At 59.8% G+C, this 13,256-nt stretch carries 11 protein-coding genes; 5 read left to right on the plus strand and 6 right to left on the minus strand.

The genetic code is table 11. The features are described 5' to 3' along the window. Positions 1-330 precede the first annotated feature (330 nt). Positions 331-900, plus strand: a complete 570-nt coding sequence (locus tag WBQ77_RS11635; RefSeq protein ID WP_424045353.1) for a TetR/AcrR family transcriptional regulator — start codon at positions 331-333, stop codon at positions 898-900. 646 nt (positions 901-1,546) lie between these two features. After that, positions 1,547-2,305, plus strand: coding sequence for a flavodoxin family protein (locus tag WBQ77_RS11640; protein ID WP_424045352.1), 759 nt, complete (start codon positions 1,547-1,549; stop codon positions 2,303-2,305). A 13-nt stretch (positions 2,306-2,318) separates the two neighbouring features. Here the strand turns inward: WBQ77_RS11640 and WBQ77_RS11645 are convergent, their stop codons facing one another. Genes WBQ77_RS11645 through WBQ77_RS11655 form a run of 3 tightly spaced genes read right to left on the minus strand, consistent with a single transcriptional unit; the run spans position 2,319 to position 7,384 of the window. Further along, positions 2,319-4,748 carry a fatty acid cis/trans isomerase gene (locus WBQ77_RS11645; RefSeq protein WP_424060383.1) on the minus strand — a complete coding sequence of 810 codons (2,430 nt, stop codon included), beginning with the start codon at positions 4,746-4,748 and terminating at the stop codon, positions 2,319-2,321. Between the two features lie 11 nt (positions 4,749-4,759). Next, positions 4,760-6,604 (minus strand): glycoside hydrolase family 15 protein, encoded by a 1,845-nt coding sequence (locus tag WBQ77_RS11650; protein WP_424043359.1) that lies wholly within the window; start codon positions 6,602-6,604, stop codon positions 4,760-4,762. 12 nt (positions 6,605-6,616) lie between these two features. Further along, a complete protein-coding gene (locus tag WBQ77_RS11655) occupies positions 6,617-7,384 on the minus strand; it encodes an SDR family NAD(P)-dependent oxidoreductase (protein ID WP_424060386.1) in 768 nt (255 codons plus the stop codon). 195 nt (positions 7,385-7,579) lie between these two features. Between WBQ77_RS11655 and WBQ77_RS11660 the strand changes: the two genes are divergently transcribed. From WBQ77_RS11660 to WBQ77_RS11670, 3 genes are all read left to right on the plus strand, one after another. Continuing rightward, positions 7,580-9,004, plus strand: coding sequence for an FAD-dependent oxidoreductase (locus WBQ77_RS11660; RefSeq protein ID WP_424043363.1), 1,425 nt, complete (start codon positions 7,580-7,582; stop codon positions 9,002-9,004). 134 nt (positions 9,005-9,138) lie between these two features. After that, positions 9,139-10,080 (plus strand): DUF4339 domain-containing protein, encoded by a 942-nt coding sequence (locus WBQ77_RS11665; protein ID WP_424060387.1) that lies wholly within the window; start codon positions 9,139-9,141, stop codon positions 10,078-10,080. A gap of 64 nt (positions 10,081-10,144) precedes the next feature. Then, positions 10,145-10,306, plus strand: a complete 162-nt coding sequence (locus WBQ77_RS11670; RefSeq protein ID WP_424043367.1) for a hypothetical protein — start codon at positions 10,145-10,147, stop codon at positions 10,304-10,306. Between the two features lie 29 nt (positions 10,307-10,335). Here WBQ77_RS11670 and WBQ77_RS11675 read toward each other — a convergent pair whose 3' ends face one another. The 3 genes from WBQ77_RS11675 to WBQ77_RS11685 form a co-directional block, all read right to left on the minus strand. Then, the gene (locus WBQ77_RS11675) at positions 10,336-10,617 is read right to left on the minus strand and encodes a hypothetical protein (RefSeq protein WP_424060389.1); all 282 of its coding nucleotides are present in this window, start codon (positions 10,615-10,617) and stop codon (positions 10,336-10,338) included. A gap of 2 nt (positions 10,618-10,619) precedes the next feature. Beyond that, positions 10,620-11,852 (minus strand): 5-aminolevulinate synthase, encoded by a 1,233-nt coding sequence (gene hemA, locus WBQ77_RS11680; protein ID WP_424060391.1) that lies wholly within the window; start codon positions 11,850-11,852, stop codon positions 10,620-10,622. A gap of 309 nt (positions 11,853-12,161) precedes the next feature. Then, a complete protein-coding gene (locus tag WBQ77_RS11685; RefSeq protein WP_424043372.1) occupies positions 12,162-12,524 on the minus strand; it encodes a response regulator in 363 nt (120 codons plus the stop codon). Positions 12,525-13,256: the final 732 nt, after the last annotated feature.

Raw genomic sequence — 13,256 nt, forward strand, 5'->3', positions numbered from 1 at the left:
TGTCGGGAGAGAGGCTATGCTCGGAAATCGGGTCTGCATCCCAGACCTGCTCCCGCATGAGGCCGACCGCATTCGATATGGCCATCATGGCCTCGATATAGGGCATGACGTCCTCACCGGCGCAGAGTGCGCAATGGCCCCGTTCGTCGGTGAGCAACGGAAAGCCCGCCGGTGCTCGGTACCATCGAAGCCGGAGCCGTCCGCGCACTCGCCATAACCGTCGTTGTCATTGCGATGCCACACAGGACCTGTCGGCGTGTCGGGCCTGCTGCAGCGCAATATTGACCGCTCGGTCACGTATTCGCACTATGGCGCCCCGGGAGGGATGCGATGGGCCGGCCAAGAGAGTTCGATGTCGACAAGGCGCTCGACCGCGCCATGGGCGTGTTCTGGCAGAAGGGCTATGAGGGTACTTCGCTTCAGGACTTGCTGCACGCAATGGAGATCGCGCGCGGCAGCCTCTACAAGGCTTTCGAAGACAAGCACAGCATCTATCTGGCGGCGCTCGACCGTTACGACCGGACGGAAGTCGAGATGGGAATTGCATTCCTGAGCGATCCCGGTGCCGGCGACGGCATGGCGAAGATCCGGACCATGCTGGAGGATGTGAAGGCCGACAAGACGCGCCGCGGCTGCTTCATGTGTAACGCGGCTATCGACCGTGCGAGCCTCGATAATGAGGTCGAGGCAAAAGTCAGCGCCATGCTGCACCGTCTGCAGGATGCGATCGCCACGGCCCTCAAGCAGAGCCGGCGCGGCCTGCGCTGGTCCGAGAAGCGCCGCAACGCTACCGCGGCCTCGCTCCTCAACGCCTATATGGGGCTCCGGGTACTGGCGCGCTCCGGATACCGGGCCAAAGCGCTTCAGGACATCGTCGACAAGGTGCTGGACGGGGTTTAGCTCCTCCGGGACGCGCGGGAGCGGCGAAGGCAGTTGCCATTCGGTTCACAGCGCAATCACGGTTTAGTTATAGACTGATCGGTCTATAAACACGTGTATGTGAGAGTTTGTTAGTTGAACGAACGGTCCCAAACCCAATATCACTAGTTATACGGAAACACGAACTCATACGAAGGAGTACGACAATGTTTAAGACGATCCTCATCTCCCTGACCTTGGTCACCGCCGGTGTTGCCCCTGTCGCAGCCGAAGGCTTCCCAAACCCCTATCTGACCCAGATGGACCGATAGCGGACCGATAAATCGAAACGCAAAGCTGCCAATCCTCCCAAGGCAGCTTGCCAATCTCTGATCCCGAAGGAGTACGACAATGTTCAAGACGATCCTCATCTCCCTGGCGCTTGTCACCGCCGGTGTAGCCCCTGTCGCGGCCGAAGGTTTCCCAAATCCCTATCTGAGCCAAATGGATCGATAGGCGGGGCAAAGAGGGTGATCGCTTTTCCCTCCCGAGCGGTCACCCTCTCTTCTTTTTCGCCGCCAGAAATCCGGAACGAAATCCGATCACGTTAAATTCATTCAGAGTGTCAAGAGCGCCGAAGATTGCTCGTTAAGATGAAGGTCTATCATCCCGTCAAGGAGCCTTCGTCATGCCTCTCTCCGAACGACAAGAAGAACTCTGTTCACAGAATACGACGGACTTCTCCGACCTGAAGGCCGTGACCGTCAATTGCTCGCTGAAGCGCAACCCCGACGAGTCCCACACGCGCCTGCTGCTTTCCGTCTCCGAAGAAATCATGCGGAAGAGTGGTGTGAGCGTCGAATCCATCCACGCACTGTCGCATCAGATCTCGCCCGGCGTTTATCCGGACATGACCGAACACGGCTGGGATAGTGACGACTGGCCCAAGCTCTGGCCCGCGATCGAGGCGGCGGACATCCTCATCCTTGCCACGCCGATTTGGCTTGGTGAGGAAAGTTCCATCTGCCGTATCTTGATCGAACGTCTTTACGGCATGTCGGGCATGCTCAACGCCAAGGGGCAGAGCCTGTATTACGGCAAAGTGGGTGGCACGGTGATCACCGGCAACGAGGATGGCGTGAAGCACTGCGCCATGACCACGCTCTATGCGCTCCAGCATCTCGGTTACACCATCCCGCCACAGGCCGATTGCGGCTGGATCGGTGAGGCAGGTCCTGGAGCGTCTTATGGCGATACGGGCAAGGACGGACCGGTCGGTTACGACAACGACTTCACCCAGCGCAACACGACGATCATGACCTGGAATCTACTGCACCTTGCGCGCATCTTGAAGGACGCCGGCGGTTATCCCAATCACGGCAATAATCGCGAGGCGTGGAAGGCGGGCTGCCGCTTCGGCTATGAGAATCCCGACTACAGATCCTGACGGAACAGGCCGCCTAGTAAACCGAGTCGAAGAGATCGTAATATGACAGGTCGAGATAGCCTGCGTAGATTCCGCGATGCTTCTCATTCCAGAGGGTGAACCAGTCATAGGTCTCCCAGAATCGCGGGTCGTTGCGCAAGATGCCGTAACGGTAGCGCAGGCGGTTCCAGTCCTTAAGGGTCTCGACATCGCGTAGTAGCCGCAAGAAGTCCCCCGACTGCCTGAGCGACATCTCCAGGAAGTAGTTGGGGAATCCACCGATGATCGTGGGATAGATGCTCATCGTATAAAGATGCGGCAGTTCCAAGCCGTTCTGGAAAAGAATCGTGTCCTGAGTCTGATACACGCGGTTCGCGATCAGCGAATAGACGCGCGCATGACCCGCGGGATCGTTGATCCGCAGGAGAAGGACGCTCGGCAGAAAGCGCGGAAACTTGTACGCGCGGGTCTGGGTGAGAAGCGATGCCGCCGCCTCCCACTCGTCGTAGCTTGTGATCGGCTCTTTCAGCGAGAGCTTTGGCTTCTTATGCGGATTCAAAAGGTCGGGCGGTCCGCTGACCTTCTCCCCCATATGTTCTTGAATCTCGCTGATGAGGCTGAGCAAGGGGTCGAGCTTTGACGTCTTGACCTGTGTCGGCTGTTCTTCTCCGGCAAACGGTTCCAGAGCCAGGGCGACTTGACCCAGACCTTGGGTCCACATGTCGCGGTATTTTTGGCGTTCGGCTTTTGGCAGGAGGAGGAGGAAGTTGTCCTCGAACTCCTGGCGCAGATAGTTGAAGAAGATTAATGTCTCGAGCTTGGGAACGTCGCCAGACCAGTATTGGAAATTGGCGACGGTATCGTAGTAGATGCGCTCGAAGCCGCTATAGTCGATGACCCAAAGCGTACGCGGGATGCCGCCCTGCCGGCCTTTCATGACCGAGACGTTCGACTCGTGACGCAGGACGGTCAGCCAGGCATTGGGATTCTCTTTTTCCCCGTTCCAGATCGCATCGATCGTGTACCCGTCGGGCTGAAGCTTCTCGAGAGCGGCGCTATAGGCGGATTCGTACTTGTCGTTGCCAATGAGCGACCGGTCCATGAAGGTTTCCCAGGTCTCAAGCCCTAGCTTTGGGTCGCGCACGGATACGTCGTGTTTCGGATCGACGAAATAGACCCAGAACTGATCCTTGACCGCGTAGGTCGCGGTCTGGCCGAGGCAGACCGGACCGTAGGTGATGCCGGAGACGATCAACTCCGAGTTCTCCAAGAGGAAGCGATAGCGCGCTTCGACCGGAATCTCGTGATAGACGCGGAAGGGATTGCCGAGGTCCCAAGGCGCCTCGCGCGGATCGCCCAGGTTGGTATTAATGCCCCAGTCGCGATCGAGGAACAGCTTCTTCAGGCCGCCGATGTCCGCATTTTTCAGCCGCCAGACGAAATGGTTCTTCTGGACGCGCGGCGCGGTGACCTTCTGCAGGCGGTAATAGAAGCGATCGACGCCGGATAATTTGTAAGGGTTGGTGTAAGGGAACGGCGTATCGATGACTTCGACGGGCGCCGGCGGATTCTGGCTCGCGTCCCCTGGCGCTGTCTTGGAGCGCACGATTTTGAAATAGTCGCCCGGGTTCTCCTCCAGCACGACCGTCGTCAAGAACATATGGTCGAAAATGTAGCGCGAGACGAGTTGAGACCGTTTGTCGTCCGCGTTAAAGAAATCTTCCCAGGCGCGCACCGCCTTCGGATCGGCGACCATGTCCGCCTTGCGCCGTTCGGTGTCCGTCGGGCCCGGCGCATTGCCGGTGATCCAGGCGCGCAGCGTGGCAACTTCGGTTTTCTTCAGAGCGGGCAGGCCGAACGGCATCCCGATCGCGGGGTTCTTTTCAATTTGCGCGGAGAGCGCTTCGGGTGTTGCCGGGCATTGATGTTCGTAGCGCTTGGCGTAAAGCGGCATCAGCACCTTGCGGGAGAACCCTGGCGTATTGTGTTTCGCACCCGTCTCGACCATCTGAAACAGCATTGAACGGGAGAGGTTATCCGTCTGTGAGCCCTCGCGTGCGATTACTGGATAAAATCCGCGCTTGCGCCACTCGGCCGTTGTCGGCACCACATTCATGTCGGTGCGGGCATAGTCGCCGAGATGGCTGGAATAGGGGTTCCGGCCAAGGCCGCCGCGCTCAAGCCCGCGAAACGAGGTCAGTTTCAGATTGCACGGGGAGCCGAGGCAGCCATGGCATGCCACGCACCGCTTGTTGAAGAGCGGCTGGATGTCGTCCACGTAGCTAGGAACCGCGCCCTTCGTGTGAGCGGGTGGTTGTGCGGCTGCCTCCGTGGAGCCCGCAGCCGCGGAGAGCAAAACTAGAGCTGTCGCGACGACAACCGCGGCACCGCACGTGCGGCGCAGGCGCCATGGCCAGCTCGTCGGCAGCCACGTCTTCGGCTCTGTGTCGTCAGGCGTCTTCACACGTGCTCCGTCTATTGCGTTGCCTCGGCCTTGGCTGCGGTCTTCTTTGAGGCGGTTGGGTCCTCGGTGTCGCAGCGCTGCTCCACAGGCCGGCCGTCGCGACCAAGATTGCAGGCGCTGTTGACGAGCGCGAGGTGAGAAAAGGCTTGGGGAAAGTTACCGGACAAGCGCTGTGCGCCGGTGTCGTACTCCTCGCTCAATAGCCCGACATCGTTGCATAAGCCTAGGAGCCGCTCGAACAGCGTCACCGCGTCGTTTTCGCGCCCCATCATCAGATAAGCGTCCACGAGCCAGAAGCTACAGGCGAGGAACATGCCTTCGCCCGGAGGAAGTCCGTCGTCCGCTTTGGCGGTGTCGTAGCGTTGAACGAGACCATCCTTCATCAGCGTCTTTTCGATTTGCGCGACCGTGCCCTCCACGCGTGGATCGGTGGCCGGTAGAAAACCCATGGCGGGAATAAGAAGCAGGCTGGCATCGACTTCCGTGGCCCCATAGGACCGCACGAAACTTTTGAGCTCCTCGTTGTAGCCTTCCTCGCAGACTTGATCGTGGATGACCTGTCTCGTCTTGCGCCAACGCTCAAGGGGGCCCTTGAGCTTGAAGCGTTCGGCACTGCGGATGGTGCGGTCGAAAGCGACCCAAGCCATGACCTTGGAATATACAAACTGATCGGGGCCGCTGCGGACTTCCCAGATACCGTCATCGGGCTGATGCCAGACTTCTTCAAGCTGCTCGACGATCGCGAGCTGCAGGTCCCAGCCGGACTGCAGGGGCGCGAGGCCGCCCTTGCGGGCTTGATGGATAGCGTCCAGCAACTCGCCGTAAACGTCGAGCTGTACCTGATGGTGCGCCGCGTTGCCGATGCGGACCGGCTGGGAGTCCTCGTAACCCTTCAGCCACGGCAGCTCGACTTCGTACAGCCTGCGCTCGCCCGCGATGCCGTACATGATCTGCATCTGTTTCGGACTGCCGGCGACCGCGCGCAAGAGCCATTCGCGCCAGGAGCGCGCTTCGTCGTAATAGCCGGTGTTCATGAGCGCGAGCAGGGTCAGGGTCGCATCTCGAACCCAGCAGAACCGGTAGTCCCAGTTGCGCGGGCCACCGAACTGCTCGGGCAGAGATGTCGTCGTCGCTGCGACGACGCCGCCGGTGGGTTCGTAGGTCATCGCCTTCAATGTAATGAGCGACCGCTTGACGATGTCGGCATACGGACCAACCGTCGTGCACTTGGAGGTCCAGTCCGTCCAGAACTTCTCCGTCCCCGCGACCAGCGACTCGGGTTTGAACTCGACCGGTTCGGGAATCCAGGACTCGGTATAGGTAAGCGCGAAGGACTCGGTCTCGCCCTTCTTGATCGTGAAGGCGCCTTTGGTCTTGAGGTTTTCGCCGCGCAATTCGACGGAGGATTGCAGAACGATCCGGCTCGGGCCGGCGATCAGGCGCAAGCGTCCGTCCGGCATCGTGGTGACCCAGGGAACGGTCTCGCCGTAGCCAAAGCGCACAATCAGCTCGATCCCGAATTCGACCGTGCCTTTTTCGCCGACCACCAGCCTGATGACGTTGGGGTGCTTCTCGCACGGATACATAAAGTCGATGAGCGTCGCGGCGCCGGTCTCCGTCTCGAAACGCGTCTCGAGAATCAGGGTATCGGGGCGATAGCAGCGTGTGACCTTTGCCTTCGGGTCGGTCGCCGCGATCTGCCAGCGCCCATTGTTGTCGTCGCCGAGCAGGGCCGAGAAGCAGGCTTCGGAATCGAAGCGCGGCAGGCAAAGCCAGTCGATGGAACCGTTGAGCCCGACCAGCGCCGACGTCTCGCAGTCGCCGATTAGAGCATAGTCTTCGATTGGTAGCGCCATGATGGTGCGACTCTAAAGCCCAGGGCTCGACTGCATCAAGCCGCCATCGACCATCACGGTGGTGGCGGTCATGTAGCTCGCCCCGTCTCCGGCGAGGAAGGAGACCACGGTCGCGATCTCCTGCGGCTTGGCCATGCGGCCGAGCGGAATGGCCGCGTCCAGCTTCTTGAGCTTCGCAGGGTCGTCCATCGTGCCCGTGTTGATCGGCGTTTCGATCGCCCCGGGACCGACGCCGACGATCAAAACATTGTGCGGTGCGAGTTCGACGCCCGCCGTGCGCGTTAGCATCCGCATACCACCCTTCGAGAGACAGTACGGCGTGTTGCCCGGCATTGGCCAGTCCTCATGCGTTGAGGTGATGTTGATGATCCGTCCGCCGTCGCCTTGGCTGATCATCTGTTTCGCTGCGAGCTGCGTGGCGAAGAACGCGCTTTTTAGGTTGATTTTCAGTACCGCGTCGTACTGTTCCTCGCTGGTGTCCAGGATCGACGTTCGCGTCTCGATGCCGGCATTATTCACCATGACGTCCAAGCGGCCGAACTTGGCGACCGCGGCCCCGATCAGTTTCTCCAGATCCACAATCTCACTGACATCGGCCTCGACACCAATGCACTGATCTCCCAGTGCGGCGATCTTCTGTTCGAGCGCGTCCGTCGCCTCGGGGTGGGCGACGTAGTCGATCACAAGTTTGACCCCATGCTTGGCGAGCTCAAGCACGATAGCCTTTCCGATTCCCGTATTGCCGCCCGTTACGATCGCAACTTTGTTCTTCAGAGGCATCCACAGTCTCCATTCAGGGAAGGATTTTCGCAATCCACTAACGCTGTAACAGGAAGGACACGAACGCGACGTCAAATGATCCGCGTCCAACCTAGACATCGCAGGCGGCATCGGCAACGGTGCTCATCGGCAGAACCAATCGAATCAACAGCTCTGTCACGTGGCCGTCCGGCTCTGACGGTCTAGGAGTTCATCATGTCCGCCCACTATGACGTGATCGTTGTTGGCAGTGGTGCCGGCGGTGCGAGCGTGGCCTACAAGCTCACTCTCGCGGGCAAGCGCGTGCTTCTTCTCGAAAAGGGGCCGTATCTGCCGCGCAATACGTCCACACTGGATGTGCGCAAGGTCTTCGTGGATGGCGTCTTCAAAAACCGCGTGGCCTGGCTCGACAGCAAGGGGCGTGATTTCGTACCAGGCGAATTCTACAATGTGGGTGGAAAGACCAAATGGTATGGTGCGGCGCTGTTTCGTTTTCGCCCGGTGGAGTTCGAGGCCGAACCGGACTTCGACCTGCTCGGCTGGCCGTTCGGTTATGCGGAGCTTGAGCCCTATTACGACGAGGCAACCGAGCTCTTACGCATTACGACGTTCAAGAACGAACCGCAGCTTCAGGCGCTGCTCGACAAGATCACCACGGCCGATCCGGGATGGGAGCTGTACTCGCTTCCCCTTGGCTTGTCCCACGACATCGTCAATCACCCGGAGGAGGCAAAACACTTCGACGGTTTTGCCTCGCCGTCAGGGTTAAAGTCGGATTCTGAGCGTAACCTGATTGACCACATTCTCGAAAAGCCGAACTTCAAGCTGATCGCCGGGGATCCCGTCGCCGCCCTCGTTGCCGCGCCCGGCGACGCCCGTAAAATTATCGGCGTCCAATGCGCGGAAGGGACGACCTACGAGGCCGACACAATCGTGCTTGCCGCGGGCGCCATGAGTTCACCGCGCATCCTTCAGGATCATCTGCATGCTAGCGCCTTGGCGCTCGAATGCGGCGATCTGCTGGGCGCCAATTTCAAGATGCACATCAACTCCGCGGTTCTCGGCTTTTCCCCCTTCATGGATCACGACGTCCTGCGCAAGACGGCCGTTCTGTATAATGACCGATTTCCGCATTCCTCGATGCAGTGTCTCGGCTGGATCGATGCCGAACTGCTCGCGGCACAGGTCCCGCCCGAGGTTCCCAGTTTCATGGATAAACTGCTCGGCAAGCGCGCCATCGGATTTTGGGCCACTACCGAAGATTCTTCGAACCCCGAAAACCGCATCATCTCGGGCGGTCCCGGAGGCCGGTCCATAATGGATTACAGCCTCGACCGCATTCCGCACTCCGTGAAGGAGCACCATGCGTTGATCGATGCCTGGATAGAACGGCTGTTGGCGGCGGGTCTCGTCGGATTCGACAAATATATGGGACTGGCTGGCACGGCCCATGCGCTTGGAAGCATGGTCACGGGTCACGATCCGGCGCGCTCGGTGGTCGACCCGGACGGCAAGGTGCATGGGATGCAGAATCTCTATGTCGGCGACGGGAGTCCGTTGCCACGCGCAAGCCGTGTAAACCCGTCTTTGACCATCTACGCGTGGGGTCTTCGCCTGGGCGTCCATTTGGCGGCCCATTAGCCCTGCGCGCCAGTGGAGACTTCTCCCTTGGGTTTCGGGGCGTTACTTTCAGGCCTCGACGGGGGATCGCAGGGGATGCTATGGCACGCTCCTGTTTTTTAGGCTTGGGGGGGAGGCCGATGCAGGATGCAGGCGTGAGCGAGAATGACGCAGAGCTCGCGGAAGCGAGATGGTATTTGAGCCGGGAGGGGCATCAGCATGGACCTCTCTCGGACCGGGAGCTGTCTTTGTTTGCCGACGGGGGCAATTTCAAGCCAGGCGATCTTCTGTGGACGGCCGGGCTTGACGACTGGAAGTCGGCGGACGAGATTTTCGGAATCGCGCCGCCGGAAGACGCCGAGACGCCCGAAACTCAAGTTTCGGAGCCCGGCGTGGCGAAAACCGATTTTGCCCTGGAGGCCGAAGACGCCGCCACGCCGGAGGACGGTGACGGTGCAGGCTCTGCGCCACAGTCCACTGAGAGCGCCGAGACGCCGATACGGCACCATGACGGGTTCGACGACGATCCGTTCGACGATCCTCTCGCGGGCGAGCCGCTCGATGACCATGTCGGCGCGCTTGCCAAGGCCCTGAGCGGCGAAGCCGAGCCCCGCAAGCTGTCGTTTCAGGAGCGGGTCATCGCCGATCTCAAGGCGTTTGGTGGGTTCTGCATTTGTCTTTGGGCTGTCTTCATTATGCTGACCGTGCATGCGGTGGTCGGGGGCGCTCAATATGGCGTCGGAATGAGCTTCTTCGTGCTGACCACGCTCAACGCGTTCTTGCTGATGCAGGCGATGCCGCTGGCCGAGCGTTACAGCCTTTTTCAAAACCTCAAGCAGAAGCCGCTGATCTATTCGATCATCTTCAAGACGCTGATTTTCGTGGGCGCGCTCGTGCTGGCCTATGCAGTGGAAATGGCGCTTCTCGGTCTCGTTGGTATCGGCGCGGGTGTCATGACCCTTGGCGGCGGGCTGGGCGGCATGTTGGCTTGGTGGGTCATCTTCAGCGTGGCCCTGCTCCCGTATTTCGCGTTCCGCGAAGTCGAGGGTGCGGTCGGCGCCGACATGATGGGCAAGCTCTTGTTCGGCCGGATCTAGGTCTGCAATCCGTTCGGTCTGAAACACACTCTACGGGCGCAAGGTCCCGGAAAAGGAACGACGCATGCCGATTGTCATTGTGTTGTTGCTCGCCGCCATGGTGGCGACTTTCGGGTTTTGGGGAACGCTCAAAGGCATTATCGGCGCGATCGGGGTGATCGTCTTGCTGTGCCTGCTCGTTCTGCTGATCGTGTCCTTCATCGCCGCATGGATCATGCGGCGGTAGCGTCCCGTCGCAAGGTCTAGGCGCCAAGCCTAGTATTTGTGGCGCTTGCCGGTGATGACGAAATCCGCCTCGTCGCGCTGATATTTTTGGAGCACGCTTGCCGTCAAACTTATCGCGCGCCGGCAGGCTTGATGGGCTTCTTCCCGCTCGGCCGGGGACAAGGACTCGCCGGCGTCGATCCGTTCGGCGGCAGCGAAGCACGTGCTGCCATCGGCAGGGGATGCCAATGCCGGCACATAGAGACCGGCAATATGGAGGCCGGCAAAAGCGGCTGCGAAGAGGGCGATCCCGAGACGCGTCGGCGCGCGCATGGCTACTCCGCCGCCAGCCTCACATACTGTCCGTTCGCGACGGGGCAGGCGGCCCAAAGATCGCTGAGCGCTCCGACGAGATAGGCCATCTGCGCGTCGTTATGCACGGGCGAGGGCGTGAGCCGCATCCGCTCGGTGCCGCGAGGCACGGTCGGATAGTTGATGGGCTGTACATAGATTCCGTAGTGGGTGAGCAGCGTATCGGTCACGGCCTTGCAGTGCACGGGATCGCCGATCATCACGGGTACGATGTGGCTCGGGTTGTCCATCACCGGCAGGCCGACTTCCTCCAACATGGTCTTGAGCGTCTGGACGCGCTCGCGATGCCGTGCGCGCTCGAGATCCGAGCGCTTGAGGTGGCGGATTGAGGCCAGCGCGCCGGCGGCAATGGCGGGTGCCAACGAGGTTGTGAAAATAAACCCAGGCGCATAGGAGCGGATAGCATCGCAGCAGGAGCGGCTCGCGGCAATATAGCCGCCCATGACGCCAAACCCCTTCGCAAGCGTGCCATTGATGATGTCGACGCGATCCATCACCCCTTCCAGCTCGGCGATGCCGCCACCGCGGGGGCCGTAGAGCCCCACCGCGTGAACCTCATCGAGATACGTTAGAGCATTATATTTGTCCGCCAGGTCGCACACTGCGCCGATCGGGGCGATATGACCTTCCATGGAGTAAACGCTCTCGAAGGCAATCAGCTTCGGCGTGTCCAACGGCACGGACTTCAGCAGGCTTTCGAGATGCTCGAGGTCGTTGTGCCGGAAGATGTGCTTGGGCCCGCCGCCATGCCGGATACCCTCGATCATCGAGGCGTGGTTCTTCTCGTCCGAAAAGATCTGCAGGCCGGGAATGAGGCGCGTCAGCGTCGATAGCGTCGCGTCATTGGCGATATAGGCCGATGTAAACAGAAGCGCCGCCTCTTTGTTGTGGAGGTCGGCCAGTTCGTGTTCGAGTTCCACATGGTAGTGGGTGGTGCCGGAGATATTGCGGGTTCCGCCTGAGCCGGCGCCGACTTCATCGATCGCCTCATGCATTGCATCGCGCACCGTCGGGTGCTGGCTCATGCCGAGATAGTCGTTGGAACACCAGACCGTTACGTCGCGGGTACCGCTCTCGGTGAAATGATCAGCGACTGGAAACGCGCCGCAGCGCCGCTTCAATTCGGCGAATACGCGGTACCGGCCTTCTTGATGCAGCGATTCAAGATGCTGGCGAAATCGATTTTCGTAGTCCATGTGTCTCCTGTCCCTAGACCCTTGGCATTCGCCAACGCCACCCAGCAATTGGCCGAACAGAATGGAGATCCTGAGCAGTCCGGCTAGCACAAGTTCTTGTAGTGCTTGCGTAAAGTCCCAGCCGTCGCTGTAGTCGCCCTTGCTTCCTATCCCAATCCAGGCGTCTCCACAAGAACAACGGGCCGCTCCAGTGCCGACCCAATGTCGCATGGCTTTCACAATTGTGTTTGAGCCAGCTCAATTTCACAGACTTCCGTCCGGGCGGTCTTTTGGGTTCCCGCGGGCGGGGGGCATAGTGTGGTCTCGGCCTCAGCTTGAGCCTCGCCGGAGGGTCTCGCATATCGCGTCCATAAAGACCCGCCGTGAAAACGGCTTCTGAAGTATCCGCCGGCTTCGGTAAGGCGCCGCCAGGTCGGAGCGGCTGTAACCCGTGGCGAAAACGTAAGGAAGCCCGCGCGCGTCGAGGGCATCGGCGACCGGGTAGACGAGTTCGCCGGCAATGTTGAGATCCAGGACTGCGGCGTCCACGAGGTGCTCGTTGAGAAGCCTCAGCGCTTGTCCCACCCGGCTCGCGGGGCCGACGACTTCGCACTCCGACTCGATCAGCATGTCTTCCAGTTGAAGAGCGATCGGGGCCTGGTCCTCAACGACCAAAATGCGCAGCCCTTTCATGGGCGGGCCTTCCTGAGATGACATAATTCTATCATGCCTTGAACCGTTGCTTCGATCACCATTGGGTCGCAGCCCTGATCCGAACGAGCTCCAGGACGGCGACCGGACTTCCACTCCTAGCTCAAGCGGCGCCGGCTAGCGACCCGAAATTTCACAACCACCGAAGCGTAATGGCTTTACCTATTGAGCCAAATCGGACCTGCACCAAAAAGCATCGGGAACTGGATACGAATTGTGCACACTCGTGCGCCCGCACCCCGCTTCGCCGGTGAATTAGGCCCTCCGACAACGCGCAGATAGCCTCAATATAGAATCATCTAAGTTTCTGATAAAAGACAAGTAATTAAGGCCTAGTCGGAACACCTTGCGCCCAGAGATCTGCCCCGTGGCTCGTGACCTAAATGTCACAATGGCGGCCAAAAGGAGATCGCCCTTCGTATTAGCAATTTACCTTCAAGGCCTATCGCGTATAAGCAGTTACTAGAACTCTTGGTTGGCGAACCTCGCGGTACTTTTTCGGCAAAACGATTGTCGGCAAGGCTCTGAAGCGCCGTAAAACGAGAGTCAGAATTAGTTAATTTAGCCAGAGAACAGGGAAAATGGACATGGAGATGTTTGGGGGACTGACAAGAACATCCAGTCGCATTGCCATTGCAGCCGCGCTTGGATTTGGGGCTTATGCTCTAAGCGCAGCGCCTGCGAGTGCGCAAAGTTACGGCGGCAATTGCTGCG

The sequence above is a fragment of the Methyloceanibacter sp. genome (genome assembly GCF_049590335.1).
GTDB lineage: Bacteria > Pseudomonadota > Alphaproteobacteria > Rhizobiales > Methyloligellaceae > Methyloceanibacter.